Here is a 23066-nt window from a genome sequence, read left to right on the forward strand (position 1 = left end):
GTAGGACCGCTCGACGCGGTCGGGCACATCGAACTGTCAGCGTCTCGATGGTCCGAGCGATCAGCCGGATCGTCAACAATCTGACCTGTGACTGAACCCCTGTACGACTTCATCATCGTCGGCGGCGGATCGGCCGGCTGCGCGCTCGCCAACCGGTTGAGCGCGGATGCCGCCAACAAGGTGCTGGTGCTCGAGGCCGGTCGCCGCGACTACCGGTGGGACGTGCTCATCCACATGCCGGCCGCGCTGGCCATGCCGATCGGCAACCGCTTCTACGACTGGCAGTACGAAACCGAGCCGGAGCCGCAGATGGGCGGGCGGCGGGTGTACCACGCCCGCGGCAAGGTGCTCGGCGGCTCCAGCTCCATCAACGGGATGATCTTCCAGCGCGGCAACCCGGCCGACTACGACAAGTGGGCCAGCCGGCCGGGCATGGCGGCGTGGGACTACCGGCACTGCCTGCCGTACTTCAAGCGGATGGAGACCTGCCTGGCGGGCCCCGATGTCTGGCGCGGCGGCGACGGCCCGCTGGTGCTCGAGCGGGGCCCGGCCACCAGCCCGCTGTTCGAGGCGTTCTTCGACGCTGTGCGGCAGGCCGGCTACGAGCTGACCGACGACGTGAACGGATTCCGCCAAGAAGGCTTTGCAGCGTTCGACCGGAACATTCACCGCGGCCGGCGATTGTCGGCGGCACGGGCCTACCTGCATCCCGTGCTCGACCGCCCGAACCTGACGCTGCGCACGGGCGCGCTGATCGAGCGAGTGCTCTTCGAGCGGAACCGGGCCGTCGGCGTGGCCTATCGGCAGACCGGGATGCGCCGCTTGGTCCTGCGCTCGCCAGGTGGGGTGCAAGCCGGCGGCGGCATCGGGCATCGAGCGGCCCGTGCGGGGCACGTCATCCTGTGCGCAGGGGCATTCGGCTCAGCCCAGCTCTTGCAGCTCTCCGGCGTGGGCGACCTCGAACTGCTCGGACGGCACGGCATCGACGTCGTCTCACCCCTTGAGGGCGTCGGCGAGAACCTTCAAGACCACCTTGAGGTGTACATCCAGCACGCCTCAAAGCTGCCTGTGTCGATGCAGCCCCACCTGCGGCGTCGGCGACGGCCGTGGATCGGCTTGCAGTGGTTGGCACGGCGGGGGCCGGGGGCCACCAACCACTTCGAGGCAGGAGGCTTCGTGCGCAGCAACACCGACGAGGCCTACCCCAACCTGATGTTCCACTTCCTGCCGCTGGCCGTTCGCTACGACGGCTCGGCGCCGGCCAATAAGCACGGCTACCAGGTGCATGTCGGGCCGATGTACTCCGATGCCCGCGGCTGGGTACGCATCCGCTCACGTGACCCAGCAGAAAAGCCGGCTGTCCAGTTCAACTACCTCTCGACCGCCCAAGACCGCCGCGAATGGGTCGAGACGGTGCGCATCACGCGGAACATCATGAACCAGCCCGCTTTCGAGCCCTACAACGACGGCGAGCTGTCGCCCGGCCCGACCGTCCAGTCCGACGACGAGATCATGGACTGGGTGGCACACGATGCCGAGACGGCGCTGCATCCCGCAGGCACCGCCCGCCTCGGCACCGACGAACTGGCTGTGACCGATCCGTCCACGATGGGCGTGCACGGCACGTCAGGCCTCAGCGTGGTGGACGCCTCGGTGATGCCCACCGTCACCAACGGCAACATCTACGCGCCGGTGATGATGATCGCCGAGAAGGCCGCCGACCTGCTGCTCGGCAACGAGCCGCTCAAGCCGGTCGACGCACCGGTACACCAAGCCACCTCGCCAAGCCCAGAGGCGCCCTAGACGCGCAATGCTGAGGCGGCGGTGATCGGCGCGCTCGACGTGCCCGTTGGAATCAAGCGCCGAGCCTGATACGAGCTTGGGCGGCGCTGTACATATGTAGTCTCGATTCACCGCATTTCGTGGCTACATCATGCGCTAATGTAGTCACATGAGTGCGCACATCGGCATCCGGGAACTGAAGGCAAAGCTCTCAGACTGCGTGCGGCGGGCCGCCGACGGTGAGTGCATCGTTGTCACTGACCGCGGGCGCCCCGTCGCGCAGCTGACGGCCTTGGACGATGCGACGCTGGACGACCTAGCACGTATCGAACAGGGCGTCGCCGAAGGCTGGATCACCCCCGCCAAGCGGCGCGGCGGCCTCAAGCACTTCGATCGACCGCAGCTGAGCGACGATGCACCGACCATCCAAGAAATGCTCGACGAAGACCGCGGCGACTGATGCTGTACGTCGAATCGAGCGCGCTGTTCAAGAGGTACCGGCCGGAGCGCGATTCCGACGTCGCGCTCCGATTCATGGCCGAGGATCAGGTGCTCGTCACCTCGCGTCTGACCGAGATCGAAGTCAGGCGCAACCTCACGCGGCTCTTTCGGGGAGACGATCTGGCGCGAGTTCAGAATCAGCTGCAGATCGATCTCGACGAGTTTGCGCTCATGAGCCTGGATGCCGAGGTGTGTGAGGACGCGGCTCGGATTGCTGAGGACACGCTCTGCCGCTCGCTCGACGCGATCCACCTGGCCGCGGCCCGACGGGCGAGCCCAAATGCGACCGTGCTGACGTTCGACCGGCGTCAGGCAGAAGCGGCCCGCGCCATCGGCATGGCCGTCCTCGGCGCCTGATCTCTCAGCGGGCGCGCCTGCCCGCGCGGCTGGCTAGAGGAAGGCGGGGACGAAGACCAGGCTGACGATGGTCATCACCTTGATGAGGATGTTCATCGCCGGGCCGGAGGTGTCCTTGAACGGGTCGCCGATGGTGTCGCCGACCACGGCCGCCGCATGGGCATCGGTGCCCTTGCCGCCGTGCGCGCCCGCCTCGATGTACTTCTTGGCGTTGTCCCAAGCGCCGCCCGAGTTCGCCATGTAGATCGCGATCAGGAATCCGGTCACCACCGCACCGGCCAGGAAGCCGCCCAGCGCGTTCACGTCGATGAAGCCGATCACCAGTGGCAGCACCACGGCCAGGCCGCCCGGCAGCAGCATCTCTCGCAGCGCCGCTTGGGTGGAGATGTCGACGCAGCGGCGGCTGTCGGGCTTCACGCCCGGCTCGCCCTCGCGCAGCCCGGGGATCTCGGCAAACTGGCGCCGGACCTCCACGATCATCGCCTGCGCTGCCCGTCCCACCGAGCTCATCGTCAGCGCCGCAAAAATGAACGGCGTCATGGCGCCCAGGAACAGGCCGATGGTGACCGCCGTGTCGTTGATGTCGAGGAGCACCTTCTCGCCAGCGGTCAGGCTGAACGACTTGAACAGCGCCAGCGCCGTGACCGCAGCCGAACCCACGGCGAAGCCCTTGGCCACCGCCGCAGTGGTGTTGCCCAGCGAGTCGAGGCTGTCGGTGACGCCGCGCACCTCGGGCGGCAGCTCGGCCATCTCGGCTATGCCGCCGGCGTTGTCGGCGATCGGCCCGTAGGCGTCCACAGCCACGATGACACCGGTGACCGCCAGCATGCCGATGGCCGCCAGCGCCACGCCGTAGAGCCCGATCTCGTTGCCGGCCTCGCCGAAGGCCATCCCGCCGAATAGGTACGACAGACCGATCATCGCTACCACGAGCACGACCGCTGGCAGCGTCGAGAGCTTGCCCTGCGCGATGCCCTCGATGGTGACCGTGGCGGGGCCCGTCTCGGACTGCTGGGCAATGCCCTTCACTGGCCTGAAGTGCTCGGAGGTGAAGTACTCCGACGTGAACCCGATGGCCCAGCCGCCGAGCAGGCCGACGATGATGGTGAACGCCAAGAAGATGGGGGCACTGAGCTCGTAGGTCGTGTCCTCTGTGACGAACGTCGGGCTGCCGCTGAACAGCACCAGCGTGCCGACGATGGCAAACACCACGGTAAGCGCCATGGCCACGTACTGACCGGTGTGCAGCTGCCCCGGCAGGCTGCGGCCCTCACGGCCCCGCACGAACAGCGCTCCGATGATTGAGGCGATCATGCCGAGCGCCCCGATCAGAATCGGGTACATGAGCAGCCCTTCGGCATCGCCGAAGCTGCCGGCCAAGCTGTCGCCCTCGAGGAACACCGGCACCAGCAGCGAGGCCAGCACCACCGGCGCCACGATCGACCCCGCGTACGACTCGAACAGGTCGGCGCCCATGCCGGCCACGTCGCCCACGTTGTCGCCGACCGCGTCGGCGATGGTGGCCGGGTTGCGGGGATCGTCCTCGGGAATGCCGGCCTCCACTTTGCCCACCAGGTCGCCGCCGACATCGGCTGCCTTGGTGTAGATGCCGCCGCCGATGCGGGCGAACAGCGCGATCGAGCTGGCACCCAGCCCGAACGCGGCCACCACCTGGAAGGCCTGGTCGACGCCCAGCCACTTCACCCACAGCAGGTAGTTGATCGAGATGCCCAGCAGCGCCAGGCCGGCCACGCTGAAGCCCATGACGGCTCCGCCCTTGAACGCCAGCGGCAGCGCCTTGGCAGCGCCCTCGCGGGCGGCATTGGCTGTGCGGGTGTTGGCCGCCGTGGCGATGCGCATGCCGATGAAGCCCGCCACCGACGAGAGCACCGCGCCCATGAGGTAGGCGAAGCTGGCCGCCAGCCGAGGTGCAAAATCATCGGCGATGGGCACGATCAGCAGCAGCACGAACATGGCTGCCACGAACACCGACACCCACCGGTACTCCCGGCGCAGGAACGCCATGGCACCCTCGCGAATGGCTGCGCCGATCTCGCGCATCAACTCGGTGCCCTGGTCGGCCCGCAGCACCACCTTGGCGAAGTAGTAGGCCAGCAGCAGCGCCAGCACGGAAGCGATCAGGGCCAGATACGGAACAGCAGTCACATGGGCCTCCAGGGGCACATCGGAATCAGGTCACGTCGGAGTCGGGGGAATATCGGGGCGCCGAGCCCGCGGTGCACGTTCCGGCCGGGCCGACGCCGCACACGCCCCAGGCGCTGCTGCGGAAGGCTCGACCGGCGTCGAAGCGTCCGCGACGCCCCGGAAACGCTAGGCCCCGCGCCAGTTGGCCGCAAGCAGCGCTCGGCATGGGTCCGGGTTGATGTCACACATCACCAGTACGGTGCTGCTTGGCGACACAGATCAGCAGCAGATCGACAGGAGCAGGGCATCGGGAGGCGAACGTGAGTCCACGCATGGCCGAGCCGGCCCTCAATTCGTTCGTGGCAAGCGCGCTGGGTGCGCGTCTGGGGGGCTGGACCGTCTCGGCTGAAGCGACGCGAACGCTCACAGAAGCCGGGCTGCAACCCGACATCGTGATCGAGACCGGGGCGGCGCCGGTCGTTCTCGAAACCGAGTATCTGCCGGCGCACAGCGTGGAAGACGACGCCATATCGCGCATCGGGCAGACGCTGGCGTCGACGGGCAGAGCCATTGAAGTAGCAGTGGCCGTTCGCCTCCCGGGGGCACTCGGCGAGGTCGCCCCCGTCGATCTGCTCGCGTCGGTGGCGTCGCGCAACGATCTCGAATGGTGCGCTTGGATCGAAGGCGCTGACGCAGTTCGTTTTCCGTCGTCGGGCTGGCTCTCCGGCGACGTCAACTCGCTGGCCGGTTTCGTCGAGACCGTGGCCATATCCGAACGGCGCATCGCCGCAGCCGCCGACGCCTTCCAGTCCGGGGTTGCACAAGCGGCTCAACGCCTTCGGCAATCGTTGCTCAGCAGCGATTCCGGCGCAGTGCTGGACAAGATCGCCGCGGCGCTCCATCAACGCGACAGCGAGCAGACGACGTTGATGGCCGTGGCCGTTCTGGCGAACGCCTTCGTGTTCCAGAATGCGCTCGCCGGCATTCACGGCACGCCAACACTGCTGGAGTCCCGCTCCGACACTGGCGTCTTCTCCGCCGGGAGCGTCTCAGACGCGTGGCAGCAGATTCTCGCGATCAACTATTGGCCCGTCTTCGCCGTGGCCAAGGACATCCTCCAGCCCGTACCGCAGGCACCGGCGCAGCAGCTCCTCGCGCAGCTGGCCGAGACCGTCGAACGGCTCTCCGGATCGGGTGCCGCCTCGGTTCAAGACTTGGCAGGGCAAATGTTCGGCCGTCTGATCGCGGATCGAAAGTTCCTCGCCACGTTCTACACCCTTCCCGCTTCTGCTGCGCTTCTGGCGGAACTGGCCGTAGGCCAGCTGGACGGGCACGTTGCATGGGACGACATGGTCGCCGTCGGGCGGCTGCGCGTCGCCGATTTCGCCTGCGGTACCGGCACGCTGCTCTCTGCCGCGCACCGACGCATCGCATCGCGTGTTCGGCGTGCCAACGCAGCCGACGGCACCGACGCGTCGAAGCGGCTCCACCACGCCTTCATGGAGGACATCCTGATCGGCTGCGACATCATGCCTGCGGCTGTGCATCTGACGGCGACCATGCTCTCAGCAGCTCACCCGGCCACCCCATTCGGCGACACCAACATCCACCTCATGCCGTATGGCTATCCGGAGGGCGACAAGTCGCAGCCTGCGGCCATCGGTTCCCTGGAACTGCTCGGCGACGAGACAGTGCCCTCGCTGTTCGGCACCGGGCGACGGCGCTCGAGCGGTCACGGCGACATCTGTGACGTCGGCAACGGTGCCGTGGGCTTCGCGGTCGACGATTGCACCGTCGACCTCGCGATCCAGAACCCCCCGTTCACGCGGCCGAACGGTCCCGAAGCCTCGCGACTTGGCGTGCCCATTCCATCCTTCGCCGGCTTCGACACTGGCGAAGACGAACAGCGTGCAATGACTGGGCGCCTGCGCAGGCTGTATCGGGCCATGGACCGGCCCGCCGCAACCGGACATGCCGGCTTGGCAACGAATTTCATCGACTTGGCTCACGCAAAGCTGCGCCCCGGCGGCGTGCTGGCACTCGTGGTCCCAGCCACGGTGGCTTCGGGCGACGCATGGGCCGCCGCACGCGCCTTGCTCGCTCGGGCCTACCGCGACATCACGGTGGTCACCATCTCCGCAGGCGGCAGCGACGATCGCTCGTTCTCGGCTGACACCGGCATGGCTGAGGCCCTGATCGTCGCCACTAAGCGAGAACACGAATGCAGCGACGCCGAAGCGGCCAATCACGACATCACATGGGTGAGCTTGAGGCGCCGCCCTGTCAACCCTGCCGACGCTGTCGGGATGGCCTGCGCCATCGCAGAGAAGAGCACCGCTGTCTCGGAGTTCCTGAAGGTCGGTGGCTCGGAAATCGGCTGCCGGATCACCGCTCCACTGAGCGAAGGCGGATGCGCACACGCCGCCGAGCCGACAGTCGCCGCAGCCGCAAGCCGTCTCCGCGACGGCCATCTGCTGCTACCCAGAATGCACGCCTTCGAAGCGCCGACGGTGGCCCTGGGGGAACTCGGCCAAGCCGGCCCCCATCACGGCACATTCGCCAACAAGCAGGTACTGACCGGGCCCGATGGGCAGCCGCGCCTCGATGCCCACGGCGGGCCCGTCTACAACGGAGTCTTCGATGTCAGCAGACAACTACCGCCTGGCAGCGTGGTCGAGTACCCCGCCTTGTGGGCGCACGACGCCGCCTCCGGGCGTGAGGCGCAGATCGTCGTGGCGCCCGACCGTGACCTGCGCCCATGGCCTGCCCACGTCGGTCGAGCCCCCGAGCTCTGGCGCGACGCCACGCGGCTTCACATCAACCGTGACTTCCAGCTCAACAGCCAGATGCTCGGTGCTTGCATCACCCCCGAGCGGTGCCTCGGCGGCAGAGCATGGCCGTCCTTTGTTGCCGCTGAGACCGAGTGGGAGCAACCGCTCGCCCTCTGGGCGAACACCACACTGGGCCTGATCGGGCATTGGTGGGTAGGAACCCGCCAACAGAACGGCCGAGCCATGCTGAGCATCCGGCTGCTTCCCGATCTGCCCGCCTTGGACTGCCGTGCATTGACCGCGGATCAACTGGACACGCTCAGCGAGATCTTCGACGAGTTCAGTCATCGCGCGCTGCTGCCAGCGAATGAAGCGTGGCACGACGAGACGCGCCGCGCGCTCGACGAAGCAGTGCTCTGTGATGCGCTCGCGCTGCACAACGCTGGCGGAGTGAGCCGCAGCGATTTCCTCGAATCGCTGGCAGCCCTGCGCGCAGCATGGTGCAGCGAACCCACGGTCCATGGCGACAAAGCAACCGCTCCACCCGCCGACTAGTCCGCCAGCGGCCCGCCCTACTGTGGCAAGGGCCCTCAGGACTCGGAGGGGACCTCGTCCATATTGGGCGGGATCTCAGTGTGGTCGCCGTGCTCGCCGGACATTCTCAGGAGTATCAGCGCGGCCACCGCAGCGCACGCCGATGCCACCAGGATGCCGATCTTGGCGAGATCGATGATGCCTCCGTCGTCGAACGCGAGCCCCGTGATGAAGATCGACACCGTGAAGCCGATGCCCGCGGCGAAGCCCATCCCGACGAACTGCGGCCAGTTCATCCCCTGGGGCAGCCGGAAGCCGAACAGGGTGGCCACCCAGGTGAACAGCGTGATGCCCAGCGGCTTGGCGACGACTAAACCCAGAATCACGCCCCACGTCACCGGCGAGCCGGCGGCATCGGAGATCGCGTCGCCCGACAGCGGCACGCCGGCGTTGGCCAGGGCGAAGATCGGCACGATCAGGAACGCGGTGAACGGGTGCAGCATCACCTCGAGCCGCTCGGTCATCGGCACCGATTCCTGCACCACGAACGCTGCCTGGTGCACTTGCTCGATATTGGGATCGTCCGGCAGGTCGTCGACTGCCTTTTGGGCCGATTCCCGTTTGACCAGCGGCCGGGCCGGCGTCAGCAGGCCGAGCGCCACGCCGGCGATGGTGGCATGCACGCCTGATTCCAGCGCGCAGTACCAGATCACGATGCCGATCACCCAGTAGACCCCGATGGCCCACACCTTCATCAACGTGAGCGTTCGCACAACGAAGAGCAGCGCCACGGCGGCGACCAGCCAACGCAGATCGAGGTTGCCGGTGTAGAAGATCGCGATGACCGCGATGGCCCCGATGTCGTCCACGATCGCCAGCGTCAGCAGAAACAGCTTCAGCATCGGCGGCACGCGTGAGCCCAGCAGCGCAACGACGCCCACCGCAAACGCGATGTCGGTGGCCATCGGGATGCCCCAGCCCGCCGCGGCCTCGCCGGACGTGTTCAGCATGAAATAGAACAGCGCGGGCACGACCATTCCGCCGACGGCGGCTATCGCCGGCAGTGCGGCGGCACGGGCACTGGCGAGGTAGCCCGTCACCAATTCGCGCTTGATCTCGAGGCCCACCACGAAGAAGAACAGCACCATGAGGGCGTCGTTCACCAGCTCCCTGAAGTCGAGCGGGTGGATGTGGTAGCTGGCGATCGTGATGTCGATGTGGGTGTGCCAGAAGTCAAAATAGGTGTCGCTCCACGGCGAGTTCGCCCAGATGAGTGCGATGGCCGTGGCGAGTAGCAGCAACACGCTGCCGGCAACCTCGCGGTGAACGAAGCTGAGGATCGGCCGGGCCACGAACCGGGCCAGCCACCTGTCGCCGCCCGCGAATGTCTCGCGCTGGAACAGGTACTCCGGACCCGCCATATGGCCGCACAGGATAGGTGCAGCTACGAGGGGTGCCTTGCCGCGGAGCCTGTGGTTCGCGGCGGATGGGGCGAACCTATCCGCGCGGCTCCGCAGGCATCTGCACCTAGTGGTTCGAGTGCGCTGCTTCGGAGATGCGCGCAAGCGCGGCTTGCAGTTCAGTTGCCGTCTCGAAGAGCGAATCGACCCCGGTCTCAGACAACGTCGCGGCCACACCGGCCGTGCTCACCACCAGCACCAGGCCACCGTCGGCGGTCCGGCAGCGTCGACGCGCGTCAAGCAGCACACCGAGCGTGACTGGCTGCAAGACATCGACATCGGACAGGTCGATCACCAGCCGCGGCTGCGGGCCCGCTGTCGCCAGCGCCGAGCGCAGCGCACTGTCCAGCGACGCGATGGCGGCCAGATCGAGCTCGCCTCGGGGCGTCACCACCACAGCCGCGGTGCCGTCGGCGGCCGTCACCGTCTGCTCAGCGATGCCCAGCATCAGGGCGACTGCGCTGATTGTCGTCGTGGCGCCGACAGGCGCATGGAACCAGCCGGCGGCTCACGCAAAGCGGGGCATCACCTTGTCGCTGATGAGCTCGAGCGATGTGTTGATCTGATCGGCGGAGTGGATGCCCTGTGGCACCAGGAAGAACGCTTCCTCGACGCCGAGCACTGTCTGCGCCTCTTCGATCTGGCGGCTGATCGTGTCGGGGCTGCCGACGAGCTGCAGCGGCATGCCCTGGCCGAACTGAATGGCCCACTGGTTCCAGAACCACTCCATGTCGGCGAACAGCTCCCAGGCCTCGGCGTCGGTGGGCGCGCACACCGCCACGCCGCCCCAGCCGCACTCGTGGCCGCGGGGCTTCTCCACGCCATGCTGCGCGGCCTCGGTGCGGTACGCGTTCCACAGCGCCTCGCAGAAGTCCATCTTGTCGCTCAGCACGATCGGCGTGCCGCCGTAGCGGGCCCAGAAGACCGCCGAGTCCATCGACATGGTGAACCCGCCGTACAGGGGCGGGTGCGGCGACTGCAGCGGGCGCGGGGCAATGCCCACCTCGTGGATCGTCATGTCGGGATCGACCCCGGCGCCGTAGTCGGAATAGACGGTGTGGGTGTGCGGGTTGAGGTTGTCGTTGGGGAAGCGCCAGAACTCGCCCTCGTAGGAGAACGTGTTGTTCTTCAAGGCGGTGAGCACCACGTCGACGAACTCCTCGAAGAAGCGGCGGTTGTAGGCGTCTTCGTCGGTGCCACGGTTCCACTTGCCCACCGCTGCGAGGTCGGGGCGGATCTTGAACTGGTCCACCCAGCGGTGCTGGTAGCCGCGCACCACGCCGAAGCACAGCCGCCCGCCGGTCATGTGGTCGAGCGTCGCCACCTGCTCGGCGACTCGCATCGGATTGTGCGTGGTCGACACGTAGCCGCACGCGATCGGCCGCAGCCGGCTGGTGTGCTGGCCGATCCAGCTCGCCATCAGGTTCAGGTCGTTGGAGATCTCGAAGCCCTCGATCTGCAGGTGATGCTCGGGGTGGCCGAAGCCGTACCAGCCGTTGTCGTCGGCGAAGCGTGCGATCTCGGCAATCTCGCCGAGCATGCGCTGGTAGTAGTCGTTGTTGAGCCCTGCGAGGCCGGCTTCCAGCTCGTGGCGCCGGCCGATCGTGCAGTACATGAACAAGCTGAACTTCACCCTGGCTCCCGCTGCCTCGTTCCCCGGCACGATCCGGGCTTCTCCGCGGAGTGTAGGTGAGTGTTCTCTGGAGAGTCCCGGGCGCCGCCGCACGCACCCTCAGGCAGTCGACCACTGCATGAACGCCCGTTCAGGACTAGGTTTCTCCGAGGCATGGAAAGCACCGAGGCAGCCACTGGCAGCTCGGCCGAGCCGGATACCGAAGACAGCACCGTTGCCGCTGGCGCCGACGAGAACGGCGGCAACGGGAACGGCAATGGCCGGCGGATCCGCAAGGGCGAGCGCAGCCGTATGCGCATTCTGGACGCCGCCGCGCGCCTGCTCTCGTGCCGCGGCTACGCCGCCACCACGCTGACCGACATCGCCGGTGCTGCGGAGATGCAGGCCGGCAGCCTCTACTACCACTTCGACTCCAAGGACGCGATCGTCGAAGAGGTGCTGAGCGTCGGCATCGACCACGCCCGCTCTGCGATCGATGCAGCGCTGGAGGCGCTGGGTCCCGAGGCACGGGGTTCCGACCGCCTGGCCGAGGCCATCGTGGCCTACGTCAACTGCATCGTCGCCGAGAGCAACTTCACGGTGGCCAACATCCGCTGCTTCAACGAATCGCCCCCGCAGACCCGCGAGAGCCTGGCAGTGCCGCTGCGCGAGTTCACCAACCTCTGGGTCGGCCTGCTGGCAGAAGGTCAGGCCGACGGTTCACTGCGGGCCGACACCAACGCCAAGGTGCTCGCCCGGATCATGATCTCCGGACTGAATTCGCTGGCCAGCTGGTATCGCCCCGGCGGCGAACTGCGGCTCGAAGATCTCGCCCGCCAGTTCGCCGACATGGTCCTCGACGGCCTGCACCCTCCGGAGGCTGAGCCCACAGGGCGAAGCCGTGGCCCGAGCGGCCCGTGAGCGCAGCGAACAAGAGCGGGAAGCAATAGCTGACAGCGCTGACAGCTACATACGGCCGCTGGTGATGAGCTTGCGACGGTGCTCCAGGAAGTCGACCAGCACGTAGTCGCCCAGGTTGTGGGGGCTGGTGAAGAAGGCCCGGCCGCCGTTCATCTCGGTCATCTTCTCCACGAACGCCCGCAGGTAGCTGTTCGGGTCGAGCATGAACACGTTGATCCGGATGTCCTCGCGGGTGGCCCGGGCCACCTCGAGCAGCGTGGCCTCGATGGTCTCACGCACCGGCGGGTAGGCGAAGAACGGCCGCCCGTCACGAGCCAGGTGAGCGGTGGGCTCGCCGTCGGTGATCATGATGATCTGCTTCGAGCCGGTCTGGCGGGCCAGCAGGCGCCGGGCGATCATGAAGCCGTGCTGCATGTTGGTGCCGTAGGCGAAGTCCCACGAGACCTCCGGCAGCTGCGCCGCGGTCAACTCGGAGGCTGATTCGGCGAAGCCCACGATGCCCAGGTAGTCGCGCGGGAACTGCGTGGAGATCAGCGAGTGCAGCGCCATCGTGACCTTCTTGGCGGGCAGGAAGTTGTCGCGCATCGGCATCGACAGCGACAGGTCCAGCATCAGCACCGTGGAAGCCCGCGACAGCAGCTCTGATCGCTCGATCTCGAAGTCGTCCGGCGTCAGGCTCACCGGCGTGCCGGTGCCCTGTCGGGCCACGGCGTTGCGCACGGTGCGCTCGATGTTCAGATTGAACGTGTCGCCGAACTCGTACGGCTTGGTCTCGTACGCGAACTCGTGGCCGACGCCCGACTTGCGCACCTGGTGGCTGCCGACCTTGTCGTCCATCAGGCGGTTGAACAGGTCGCCGAGCGCGTTCTGCCCGATGCGGCGCAGCGCTCGCGGCGTCAGCTCCAAGCGGCCTTCGTTGTGCTGCGCGAGGCCTGATTCCTCGAGCATGCGCGCCATCTCGCTGAGCCGTTCGAGCGCCTCGGCCGACTGGTCGCCGAGCAGCTCGCGCACCCGCTCGGGATCCACCTCTGCCAGCGCCGAGGGGCTGACGGCGCCCTGCAGCATCTCGGCCAGCGCGTCGAGGTCGCCGAGCTGGGCGAGCACGTCGGCCGCCTGCGACATCGACAGCGGGTCGTCGCCGCCGAACTGGTAGTTGCGGTCCCAGCCCATGTCGGGGAACGCCTGCTGGAGATTCTGGGCGAGCTGCTGGGCCTGCCACTGCAGGTCCATGTCGTCCATGAGCTGCGACGCCAGGTCGGCGAGCTGCTGGCGCTGGGCGGGCGTCATCGAGTTCAGCATCGAGGCCATGGCCGCCATGCGCTTGGCCATGATCTCGAGCAGCTCGTCGAGCGTCTGGGGGTTCTCGGGGAAGAAATCGCCGTAGCGATCCATGAAGCCCTCGAAATCGGGTTCCTCGCCGCGGGCACGCTGCTCGAGCATCTGGTTGAGCTCGGCCATCATGTCCTTGGTGCGGGCCAGGTCTTCGGGGCTCATGTTGCCCATGGCGCCGGTCATCTGGTCGAAGTAGCTCTGGGCGACTTCCTGGCGCAGCCGCTCGACGAGCTCGTTGAACTGCTCGCGGGCCTCGGGCGACTCGAAGTCGTAGCTCTGCAGGCCGCGCATCTTGCCGGCCAGGTCGGGGGGCAGCATGTCGAGCTGCAGGTTCCGCTCCGCCGCGCTGGACTGGGCGATCTCTTCGCGCCGCTCGTCGCCGCTGTCGGACGCGTCCTGCGCGAACTCCTCCAGCGCCTCGCGCTCGGTGTCGGTGATCTCGTCGAGCTCGCGGGCGATGTCGTCGTACACGCCGCCGAGGTCGAACTGCTCGAGCATGTCCTTGCGCCGGTCGCGCAGCCGCTCGATCATCTCGCGCAGGCCTTCGAGCCGGTTGCCCTCGGGGTCGGTGAAGCCCTGCTGCATGAGCCGGCGCAGGGCGGCATTGAGATCGCCGTGATACAGCAGGTCGTCGGTCATCTCGGCGAAGAGGCTCTCCGCGTCGAAGTCGAAGCCGGTCTGGGTGCCGTCCCACGCCGAGTAGCGGAACCGGGCGCCCTCGCGGCGGGCCCGACGCCAGCGAATCTTCATGGGTTCACTCAACCACGCGAGCGGTAGGTGGCCCGGGCGCCGACGTGCTCCTTGTTGAGCCGCTTCGACAGGTGCAGGCCCTCGAGCACCAGCTCGACGGCCGAAGCCAGCACTGCAGGCGCTGCGCCCTCGTCCGACTGCGGATCGGCCGCCGCGGCTACCAGCGACTCAGCGGCAACTGCCAGTGCCTGGTTGCCGGCGAGCAGCTCCATGTAGGCCTCCGAGCCGAGGTCGTCGCCGGTGTGCACCACCTTGCCCTCGCCGAAGCTGGCAACCACGTCGCTCAGCTCGTCGGGCGAGAAGCGGTTCTTGAACACTTCGAGCACGGCCGCCTTGAGCATGGTCTCCACGATTTTGCCGTCGCGCCCCTCCTCCATCGACTCGATCTCGATCTTGCCGGCGGTGGAGCTCATGAGCGATTCCAGGTCGCTGACGCGGGGCACCACGTGGCGCTCGCCCCGTTGCAGCGCCCGGCGGGTGGCGTTGGCCGCGAGCGTCTCGGTGTTGGTGACGGTCATGCGCACCGACACGCCCGAGCGCTGGTTGACCTGGCTGCTGGCACGGGCCACATGGCTGAAGGTCGCCACGATCTCGGCCATGAAGTCGGGCAGCGTCACCACCACGCCTTCGCCCATCTCGGTCAGGTCCAGCGGGCGGGCCTCCGCCGACGCGATGTCCATCTCGGTGTCGACATCGAGCGGGTAGTGGGTGCGGATCTGGGCGCCGAATCGGTCCTTCAGCGGTGTGATGATGCGGCCCCGGTTGGTGTAGTCCTCGGGGTTGGCCGTGGCCACCAGCAGCACGTCGAGCGGCAGGCGGATCTTGTAGCCGCGGATCTGCACGTCACGTTCCTCGAGCACGTTCAGCAGGCCCACCTGGATCCGCTCGGCCAAGTCGGGCAGCTCGTTGATGGCGAAGATGCCGCGGTTGGTGCGCGGCACCAAGCCGTAGTGCAGCGTCAGCTCGTCGGACAGGTACCTGCCCTCGGCCACCTTGATCGGGTCGACCTCGCCGATGAGGTCGGCAATGGACGTGTCGGGCGTGGCCAGCTTCTCGCCGTAGCGAATGCTGCGATGGGCCCAGGCGATCGGCGTGTCGTCGCCGTGCTCGGCAACCAGATCGAGGGCATGGCGGGACACGGGGTTGTAGGGGTCGTCGAAGATCTCCGAGCCCTCGATGTAGGGCATCCACTCGTCGAGCAGGTTTACCAGCGAGCGGATCATGCGGGTCTTGGCCTGGCCCCGCTCTCCCAGGAACACCACGTCGTGGCCGGCCAGCATGGCGTTCTCGAGCTGGGGCAGCACGGTGTTCTCGTAGCCCAGCACCCCGTCGAACAGCGGCTCGGACGCGGCGATGGCCTTGGCGGCATTCGCACGCATCTCCTCTTTGACCGGCCGGGAGACCCAGCCGATCTTGCGCAATTCGCCGAGCGTGGTGGGTTGGGTCATGGCGGGCAACCTACCCGCCCACTTCGATACCGCGCAGGTCGGTACGGTCGCGATGTGGGCCCGGTCGATCCATACGTCTGGTCGTTGGCCTCAGCTGCTGGCGGAGGCGCCCAGGCACTGGCGGGCGGCTGGCTGGTGCGGGCCGCTGGGCAGGGCGAGTGGCGCACGGTGGCTGAACGTGGGCTCGACGAATCGGGCTGGCAGGCCACCCCGACTCCCGGCCGGTGGTGGCTGGACCCTGGCCTCGCCGATGAGAGCGCCGTCCTGTACCGGCGGCACTTCGAGCTTCCGCTGGGCCTGGCGGCTGAGTTGGACGGTGCTGCGCACGGGGACACTCACGGAGACGCTCGCTGGTGGCTCGTTGCGACCGGGCTGTGCGACCTCGGCCACCTGTGGCTCGACGGCACGTACCTGGGCGACCTGCGCGGGCGCCACGCAGAGCACGCCTTCGAAGTGAACCCGCTGCTTCGCTTCGGCTCTGAGCACCTGGCGGCGGTGGAAGCCGCTCATGGAGCTGTTCGGGTGCCCCAGACCGAGAACGCGCAAGTGCAGATCCAGCGAACCGGACCCGCGCGCATCGAGCGGGTGCGTGCACTGGTGATCGAGGCCAGCCCTGACCGGGCCGTGCTGCGCATTGCTGCCACCGTCGACAGCGCCGGCACGCATCGATGCGAGGTCACCACCACGGTGCTGCCCGCCAGTGACCCCGACGCAGGCTGGTCGAGAGACGCCACCCGCAAGGTCGCGTCGCTCGACGACGGCATGACCCTGTCCGAACCCGTGCTGGCGCGCGGGCGCAACGAGCTGGAATGGCTGGTCGCACTGGAGCGGCCGTCGCTCTGGTGGCCGGCCGGAATGGGCGACCAGGCGCTGTACTGCATCGACATCGACGTCGCCATCGACGGACGCTCCAGCCACGCAGTCAGGCTCCCGACGGGCATCCGGACCGTGTCGGTCCGCCGCGGCAGGCTGGCGGTGAACGGCGAGCCGCACCGTGACGGGCTCGACGCCCTGCGCGTCATCGAGCACGAGCTGAGCCATCCCAGCTTCTACGAATCAGCGAACACCGACGGCAGGCTGCTGTGCCAGCAGGTCACGCTCGATCCCAGCGTGTTCACCGGCGCCGAACGCGGCCTGCGCGCACTCGCCGCCCAAGCCGCCGCGGCAGCCGCCGATCACGCAGGCCACCACCCCAGCGTCGCCACCTGGCAACCAGTGCCAGTCACCAGCGAACACCGACGTGGATCCGGAATGGCGCCATGGGCACACCGCACAGCGCGCACAGCCATGCAAGCCGCCGACCCCACCCGCCCCGTGCACACCTGAGCAGTGCGGCAGGCGCGCAAGTACCGTACGGCCCTGGCGCGAACGGCCTCCAAGGCAGACCGCGCCGATCGCCGCACCACGCCACGCACGGGAGGAACACATGGCGCCGACTGCCACGCAGGCCGCCGGGTCTGCACCGGTGTTCAAGACCAAGCGCCCGCTGCCGTTCCCGCTGAACATCTACCAGTCAGCGATCGGCCGCAAGTGGGTCATGGCGTGGACAGGCATCGGGCTGCTGGGCTTCGTGATCGTTCACATGATCGGCAACCTGCACCTCTACGAGGGTCCCTCGCGGATGTACGAGTACGCCGAGACGCTGCGCGACCTCGGCGGCGGGCTGCTACCCCGCACGCTGCTGCTGTGGATCATGCGGGTCGGGCTGCTGGCCATGTTCGTGGTGCACCTGCACTCGGCGTACACGCTGAAGGAACGCAGCCGGCTGGCCTCGGAGCGGGCGGGCTTCGTGGGCGGCGCCAAGAAATACGCATCCAAGCGCGACTACATCGCCGCCAACTACGCCTCGCGCACCATGCGCTGGACGGGTCCCATCGTGGGCCTGTACGTGCTGTTCCACCTGGCCGACCTGACGTGGGGCTGGTGGCTGGGCGACGCCTATGTACGGGGCGATCCGTATCACAACGTGGTGGAGTCGCTGTCGTCGATCCCGGTGGCGATCATCTATGTGGTGGCCAACGTGGCGCTGGCCGTCCACATCTTCCACGGCACCTGGAGCATGTTCCAGAGCCTCGGCGTGAACAACCCGCGTTACAACGGGCTGCGCCGCAACCTGGCCACGGCGCTGGCCGGCGTGGTGCTGGTGGGCAACCTGTCATTCCCAGCGCTGGTGCAGGCCGGGCTCGTCGACGAGGACAACCGGGACTGCCCGATCAACGACACCACCGGCCTGGAGTGTCTGGGCGAAGCTGCGGAGGCGCACTGACATGGCTGAATCACACAGCGGCCCGAATGGTGCAGTGAACGGCGTGCTCGACTCCCGCGTGCCCGACGGGACGATGGCCGACAAGTGGACCGACCACAAGTTCTCCATGAAGCTCGTCAACCCGAACAACAAGCGCCGCTTCGAGATCATCGTGGTGGGCACCGGCCTGGCGGGCGCCTCCGCAGCGGCATCGCTGTCGGAGCTGGGCTACCGGGTGAAGGTGTTCACATTCCACGATTCGCCCCGCCGGGCGCACTCGATCGCTGCCCAAGGCGGCATCAACGCCGCGAAGAACTACACCAACGACGGCGACTCGGTGCACCGGCTGTTCTATGACACGGTCAAGGGCGGCGACTACCGCAGCCGTGAGGCCAACGTGCACCGCCTGGCCGAGGTGTCGCTGAACATCATCGACCAGTGCGCCGCCCAGGGCGTGCCGTTTGCACGCGAGTACGGCGGCCTGCTCGACAACCGGTCGTTCGGCGGCGCGCAGGTCAGCCGCACGTTCTACGCCCGTGGCCAGACCGGCCAGCAGCTCCTGCTGGGCGCGTACCAGGCGCTTGCCAAGCAAGTCGCAGCCGGCAGTGTCGAGCTCTACACGCGCACCGAGATGCTGGACCTCGTCACCAAGGACGGGCGGGCCTGCGGCATCATCACCCGCGACCTCATCTCGGGCGAGATCGCAGCGCACACCGGCCATGCGGTGGTGCTGGCCACCGGCGGGTACGGCAACGTCTATTACCTGTCCACCAACGCCATGGCGTGCAACGTCACTGCTGCATGGCGGGCGCACCGGCGTGGCGCCTACTTCGCCAACGCCTGCTACACGCAGATCCATCCCACCTGCATCCCGGCCAGCGACGAGTTCCAGTCGAAGCTGACGCTGATGTCGGAGTCGCTGCGCAACGACGGCCGCATCTGGGTGCCCGAGGCGATGGACGATGAGCGCTCGCCGGACCTGATTCCGGAGTCGGAGCGCGACTACTACCTCGAGCGCAAGTACCCGGCCTTCGGGAACCTGGTGCCGCGTGACGTGGCCAGCCGCAATGCCAAGACCGTGGTGGACCAGGGCAAGGGCGTGGGCCCGCTGCGCAACGGCGTGTACCTCGACTTCTCCGAGGTGATCGAGCGCGACGGCCACACCGCCGTGGCGGCGAAGTACGGGAACCTCTTCGACATGTACGAGCGCATCACGGGAGAGAATCCCTATGCAGTGCCGATGCGCATCTACCCGGCCATCCACTACACGATGGGCGGGCTGTGGGTCGACTACCACCTGATGACCACGGTGCCCGGCTGCTACTCCATCGGCGAGGCCAACTTCTCCGACCACGGGGCCAACCGGCTGGGCGCCTCGGCGCTGATGCAGGGCCTGGCCGACGGCTACTTCGTGCTGCCGTACACGATCGGCGACGACCTGGCGGCCCGCCTGGGCGAGCCGGTGGTGCCGCTCAGCGACCCGGTCTTCGCCCAGGCAGTGTCGGAGGTAACCGACGCCACGCAGCGGTTCCTGTCGATAGGCGGCACCCGCTCGGTGGACTGGTTCCACCGGGAGCTGGGCAAGATCGTGTGGGACTACATCGGCATGGAGCGCACCTCCGCCGGCCTCGAGAAGGCCCTGTCGGAGATCCCGGCGCTGGAGGCCGAGTTCTGGGCCGATCTGCGGGTGCCGGGCTCGGGGGCCAACCTGAACTCGAGCCTGGAGAAGGCCGGCCGGGTGGCCGACTTCTTCGAGCTGGCCAAGCTGATGGCCCGCGATGCGCTCGTGCGCGAGGAGAGCTGCGGCGGCCACTTCCGGGCCGAGCACCAGACGCCAGAGGGCGAGGCGCAGCGCGACGATGAGAACTTCGCCCACGTCGCCGCCTGGGAATGGCACGACACCGACACCGTGCAGACCCGTCACGTCGAGGAGCTGGAGTTCGAAGAAGTGGCACTGACACAGCGGAGCTACAAGTGAGCGGGGCAAACGGCGTGACCAGTCAGGCCAGCCATGGCGGCACCTTGAGCCTCACGCTGCGCATCTGGCGCCAGGACGGACCCGACGCTCCGGGACGGTTCCACACCTTCGACGCCCCGAACATCAGCGAGGACATGTCGTTCCTGGAGCTGCTCGACATCATCAACGAGCGGCTCATCGAGGGCGGCGATGTCCCGATCGAGTTCGACCACGACTGCCGTGAGGGCATCTGCGGCATGTGCAGCCTGATGATCAACGGGCGGGCGCACGGGCACGAGCTGGCCACCACCACCTGCCAGCTGCACATGCGCAAGTTCTCCGACGGCGACGTCATCACGGTGGAGCCGTTCCGGGCGAAGGCGTTCCCGGTGGTACGCGACCTGGTGGTCGACCGCAGCTCGTTCGATCGCATCATCGAGGCGGGCGGCTACATCTCGGTCAACACCGGTGCGGTCGGCGACGCCAACCAGACGCCGGTGCCGAAGGAAGCCGCGGACACCTCGATGGACGCAGCGGCCTGCATCGGCTGCGGGGCCTGCGTGGCGGCCTGCCCGAACTCGGCAGCGCAGCTGTTCACCTCGGCGAAGCTGGCACATCTCAACCTGATCCCCCAAGGCCAGCCCCAGCGCTGGGAGCGCACTGAGGCCATGGTGGAGACGATGGAGCAGTTCTTCGGCTCGTGCACCAATCACGGCGAGTGCACGGAGGCCTGCCCGAAGGAGATCAGCCTCGACTTCATCGCGTTCATGAACCGCGACTACGTCAAGGCCAAGATCAAGAACCGCAAGCTGACCGGCCAGAGCTGAGCCGGTCAGGCAGGGCTCGCAGGCGTGGCTAGCGTGCCGCGTTCGTGGAGAGGCTGTGCCAGTGACGCGTGATCATCTGCCCCGCTCGAGAGCCGTCAAGGCGGCCGTGGCGCTGGTTGTGGCGCTGGCGCTCGCCGTGCCTGCGGTGCCGGCTGCGGCTCAGCAGCCGTCGAACTTCGTGCGCAGCGGGCCGAATCTGACGTTGGTGGTGGCGAGCTGCCCCGGCCCCGCCGACAACGCGGTCGCAGAGGCGCTGGCCGCCCATGCGCGCAACGCCGCCAAGGTGTGCGTCGATCCGAGCGGTCTCTCGCCGGAGACAGCGGCGCTCATAGCCGACTTTGCGCCGGATCGCGTGATCGTGGTGGGTGGCGAGGTTGTGGTGCCCCCTGCGGTGATGGACGATCTGACGGCGGCTGTCCGAGCTGCCTACCGCTGGGCAGTTGTCGAGCGCCTCGACGGCGCCACCCGGATCGACACCGCTGCATTGGCGGCGCGCGTGTCGCTGGAACACCCCGACGTGGCCGGGCCGGACGCGGTCACCCTCATCGTGGCCGACGGCTGGAACGGCAACGAGGTCCGCACCGCGGCCGACGTTGCCGAGCAAGTCGCCGACGCTGCTGTTGCCTACATCGCGCCGCGCACGATTGCCGACGGCCTGCCGGCCGCCACGGCCGCGCTCATTGCCGACTATCGGCCTGCCCGGGTTGTTGTGGTGGGCCTCCCGGACGAGATGGGGTCGGTCACCGAAGCGGCAATCGAGTCAGCGCTCGACGCACACGAGCTGACCGTGGAAATTGAGCGAGTCGCCGAAGCCGGCGAACCTCGCTTCTTCACTCCCGAGGCATCGCCGTCGGTCGAGCGCGCCCGCGAGACCATCACCTCCATCGTCGAGGGCACGCACCGGCCCGGAACGATGACCGATGAGCAAGCACCGGTCCTGGCGGCGAGCTCGGCGCGCGGCCCCCTTGGCTCGGGCCGCGGACACCGGCTCTGGACGGTTCGCGCTGACGGCTCGGGGCGCCAGCTGCATTCGACAGAACACCGGGGCTGGGCGTGGAACCCGAGCAGCGGCCAGTTGAGCTGGACCGGCCTCGACGGGCAGCTGCGAGCCTCCGAGCTCGCCGGCGACGAGAGCGTCCTGTTCGAACCGGGTCAGTACCCGGCCTGGTCGCCCGATGGCAGCCACGTCGTCACCTTCAGCTTCGCCGGACCCTCCGCATTCGGTGCCCGCAACCGCACGACGGCGCACATTGCCGCCGCGGACGGGCGAGGCCTCCGGCGAATCGGTCTGGTCGACTACCGCACATTCCTCTATGCAGACTTGCCCCTGTCGGCGTGGTCTCCCGACGGGAAGCACTTCGCCTACGTCGAGCTGGTTGCCGATGGCGACAGCGGCGACACGACACCGGTCGCCCGCATCTGGTCAACCGATGCATCGGCGCCGACTGTCACCCTGGGCCCTGACGTCACGTTCCTGGGCTGGTCGCCCGACGGCAGCCATTTCGCCTACGGCACCCCGAGCGACTGCGACGGCAACGGGCGAGACGAGAGCCAGAACCTGTGGATCGCCCGCTCCGACGGCAGCGACGCCCGCGACCTGGGCTTCATCCAGCGCATCCAGTGGCGCCTGCTGTACGTGTGGTCGCCCGACGGCACCCACCTCGCCTACGAATCGCTCGACCCGGCCGACTGCTCGCAGCACCTGAAGGTGACCGCGGTCGGCGGCGAGGCCACTGCGCTCGCGCCGATCGCCGAGGGCCGGCTGCTCGGCTGGTCGCCCAACGGCACCCACTTGGGCTACGGGATCACCGTGGGCACGCCGGGCAAGGGCGTCCCGCTGCGTGAGCATGCGTGGGTGGTGCGACTCGACGGCAGCGACCGGCGCGAGCTCGGCGAGGCCAGGCCCACCGTGTTCGGGTCGGTGCTGTGGTCGGCCGACGGCGATCACCTGGCGTACACCGAGACGCTGCGTGACTCCGACGGTGCTGTGATCGGCGCTCGGCCGGTCGTGCAGCGGGCTGACGGCATCGGCGGGCCGGCGGTCGTCGCCGAGCGGGGGAACGTGGTGGCCTGGTCGCCGGTCGATCAGCGTCTCGCCTACGTCTCGCACCTCGACGAGTACGGCGACGACGGCATCGACCGGCGTGCGCTGCGAGTCCACACCGCCGGTTCGCCGGATGCCGACGTGACCCTCGTGTACGAGCTGTCCGACATCACGCTGGGCGGTCGGTGGTCGCCCGACGGCGACTACATCGGGTACGTGTCGGGTCCCACCGAGCTGCTGTTGGACTGGTTCATCAACCGCCGGCGTGGCTCGGACGCGTGGGTCGTGGCCACGAGCGAACCGCGCTGGACCCACCGCGTGGTCACCGACATCACCTGGGGCGAATGGCAGCCCCGCTGAGCGTTGGCCGCCGCCCAGTG

General features: G+C 67.9%; 16 protein-coding genes. 10 read left to right on the plus strand and 6 right to left on the minus strand.

Going from position 1 to position 23066, the window contains the following annotated elements; genetic code table 11:
- Positions 1-87: 87 nt before the first annotated feature.
- The 3 genes from betA to ACOQPE_RS03755 all read left to right on the plus strand — a co-directional run bounded on the left by betA (position 88) and on the right by ACOQPE_RS03755 (position 2640).
- Complete coding sequence (gene betA / locus ACOQPE_RS03745) at positions 88-1803, plus strand: choline dehydrogenase (RefSeq protein WP_420610570.1); 1716 nt, start codon at positions 88-90, stop codon at positions 1801-1803.
- 148 nt (positions 1804-1951) lie between these two features.
- Entirely contained in the window at positions 1952-2242 is a 291-nt protein-coding gene (locus ACOQPE_RS03750) for a type II toxin-antitoxin system Phd/YefM family antitoxin (protein ID WP_420610571.1), read from the plus strand.
- Entirely contained in the window at positions 2242-2640 is a 399-nt protein-coding gene (locus ACOQPE_RS03755) for a type II toxin-antitoxin system VapC family toxin (RefSeq protein ID WP_420610572.1), read from the plus strand. The genes ACOQPE_RS03750 and ACOQPE_RS03755 overlap by 1 nt, the downstream gene beginning before the upstream one ends.
- A 33-nt stretch (positions 2641-2673) precedes the next feature.
- Here the strand turns inward: ACOQPE_RS03755 and ACOQPE_RS03760 are convergent, their stop codons facing one another.
- Complete coding sequence (locus tag ACOQPE_RS03760) at positions 2674-4806, minus strand: sodium-translocating pyrophosphatase (RefSeq protein WP_420610573.1); 2133 nt, start codon at positions 4804-4806, stop codon at positions 2674-2676.
- Between the two features lie 299 nt (positions 4807-5105).
- On the opposite strand from ACOQPE_RS03760, the gene ACOQPE_RS03765 reads away from it, so the two are divergent.
- Positions 5106-8111 (plus strand): hypothetical protein, encoded by a 3006-nt coding sequence (locus ACOQPE_RS03765; RefSeq protein WP_420610574.1) that lies wholly within the window; start codon positions 5106-5108, stop codon positions 8109-8111.
- 35 nt (positions 8112-8146) lie between these two features.
- Here ACOQPE_RS03765 and nhaA read toward each other — a convergent pair whose 3' ends face one another.
- From nhaA to ACOQPE_RS03780, 3 genes are all read right to left on the minus strand, one after another.
- Positions 8147-9511, minus strand: a complete 1365-nt coding sequence (gene nhaA, locus ACOQPE_RS03770; RefSeq protein WP_420610575.1) for a Na+/H+ antiporter NhaA — start codon at positions 9509-9511, stop codon at positions 8147-8149.
- Between the two features lie 106 nt (positions 9512-9617).
- A complete protein-coding gene (locus ACOQPE_RS03775; RefSeq protein WP_420610576.1) occupies positions 9618-9998 on the minus strand; it encodes an STAS domain-containing protein in 381 nt (126 codons plus the stop codon).
- 60 nt (positions 9999-10058) lie between these two features.
- On the minus strand, positions 10059-11183 hold the full coding sequence (locus ACOQPE_RS03780; protein ID WP_420610577.1) for an LLM class flavin-dependent oxidoreductase: 1125 nt from the start codon (positions 11181-11183) through the stop codon (positions 10059-10061).
- 153 nt (positions 11184-11336) lie between these two features.
- Here ACOQPE_RS03780 and ACOQPE_RS03785 point away from each other — a divergent pair, with 153 nt between their 5' ends.
- Complete coding sequence (locus tag ACOQPE_RS03785) at positions 11337-12083, plus strand: TetR/AcrR family transcriptional regulator (RefSeq protein WP_420610578.1); 747 nt, start codon at positions 11337-11339, stop codon at positions 12081-12083.
- A gap of 45 nt (positions 12084-12128) precedes the next feature.
- Here the strand turns inward: ACOQPE_RS03785 and ACOQPE_RS03790 are convergent, their stop codons facing one another.
- On the minus strand, positions 12129-14165 hold the full coding sequence (locus ACOQPE_RS03790) for a hypothetical protein (protein WP_420610579.1): 2037 nt from the start codon (positions 14163-14165) through the stop codon (positions 12129-12131).
- An 8-nt stretch (positions 14166-14173) separates the two neighbouring features.
- Positions 14174-15613, minus strand: a complete 1440-nt coding sequence (locus ACOQPE_RS03795; RefSeq protein ID WP_420610580.1) for a sigma 54-interacting transcriptional regulator — start codon at positions 15611-15613, stop codon at positions 14174-14176.
- Between the two features lie 54 nt (positions 15614-15667).
- Between ACOQPE_RS03795 and ACOQPE_RS03800 the strand changes: the two genes are divergently transcribed.
- The 5 genes from ACOQPE_RS03800 (at position 15668) to ACOQPE_RS03820 (ending at position 23046) form a co-directional block, all read left to right on the plus strand.
- Positions 15668-16939 (plus strand): hypothetical protein, encoded by a 1272-nt coding sequence (locus ACOQPE_RS03800; protein WP_420610581.1) that lies wholly within the window; start codon positions 15668-15670, stop codon positions 16937-16939.
- Positions 16940-17039: 100 nt separating this feature from the next.
- Complete coding sequence (locus ACOQPE_RS03805; RefSeq protein ID WP_420610582.1) at positions 17040-17879, plus strand: succinate dehydrogenase cytochrome b subunit; 840 nt, start codon at positions 17040-17042, stop codon at positions 17877-17879.
- A 1-nt stretch (position 17880) separates the two neighbouring features.
- Positions 17881-19836, plus strand: a complete 1956-nt coding sequence (locus ACOQPE_RS03810; protein WP_420610583.1) for a fumarate reductase/succinate dehydrogenase flavoprotein subunit — start codon at positions 17881-17883, stop codon at positions 19834-19836.
- A 44-nt stretch (positions 19837-19880) separates the two neighbouring features.
- Complete coding sequence (locus tag ACOQPE_RS03815; RefSeq protein WP_420611350.1) at positions 19881-20642, plus strand: succinate dehydrogenase/fumarate reductase iron-sulfur subunit; 762 nt, start codon at positions 19881-19883, stop codon at positions 20640-20642.
- A gap of 61 nt (positions 20643-20703) precedes the next feature.
- Positions 20704-23046 carry a hypothetical protein gene (locus ACOQPE_RS03820; RefSeq protein WP_420610584.1) on the plus strand — a complete coding sequence of 781 codons (2343 nt, stop codon included), beginning with the start codon at positions 20704-20706 and terminating at the stop codon, positions 23044-23046.
- The last annotated feature ends 20 nt before the right edge of the window (positions 23047-23066 follow it).

Origin of the sequence: Candidatus Poriferisodalis sp. (genome assembly GCF_965219595.1) — a bacterium.
Taxonomy (GTDB): Bacteria; Actinomycetota; Acidimicrobiia; order Acidimicrobiales; family Poriferisodalaceae; genus Poriferisodalis.

Bases quoted from the DNA above. Each gene is read 5' to 3' on its own strand.
- ACOQPE_RS03805 (WP_420610582.1), top strand. From the start codon at position 17,040: ATGGCGCCGACTGCCACGCAGGCCGCCGGGTCTGCACCGGTGTTCAAG.
- nhaA (WP_420610575.1), bottom strand. From the start codon at position 9,511: ATGGCGGGTCCGGAGTACCTGTTCCAGCGCGAGACATTCGCGGGCGGC.
- ACOQPE_RS03750 (WP_420610571.1), top strand. From the start codon at position 1,952: ATGAGTGCGCACATCGGCATCCGGGAACTGAAGGCAAAGCTCTCAGAC.
- ACOQPE_RS03810 (WP_420610583.1), top strand. From the start codon at position 17,881: ATGGCTGAATCACACAGCGGCCCGAATGGTGCAGTGAACGGCGTGCTC.
- ACOQPE_RS03775 (WP_420610576.1), bottom strand. From the start codon at position 9,998: ATGCTGGGCATCGCTGAGCAGACGGTGACGGCCGCCGACGGCACCGCG.
- ACOQPE_RS03795 (WP_420610580.1), bottom strand. From the start codon at position 15,613: ATGACCCAACCCACCACGCTCGGCGAATTGCGCAAGATCGGCTGGGTC.
- ACOQPE_RS03755 (WP_420610572.1), top strand. From the start codon at position 2,242: ATGCTGTACGTCGAATCGAGCGCGCTGTTCAAGAGGTACCGGCCGGAG.
- ACOQPE_RS03790 (WP_420610579.1), bottom strand. From the start codon at position 14,165: ATGAAGATTCGCTGGCGTCGGGCCCGCCGCGAGGGCGCCCGGTTCCGC.
- ACOQPE_RS03785 (WP_420610578.1), top strand. From the start codon at position 11,337: ATGGAAAGCACCGAGGCAGCCACTGGCAGCTCGGCCGAGCCGGATACC.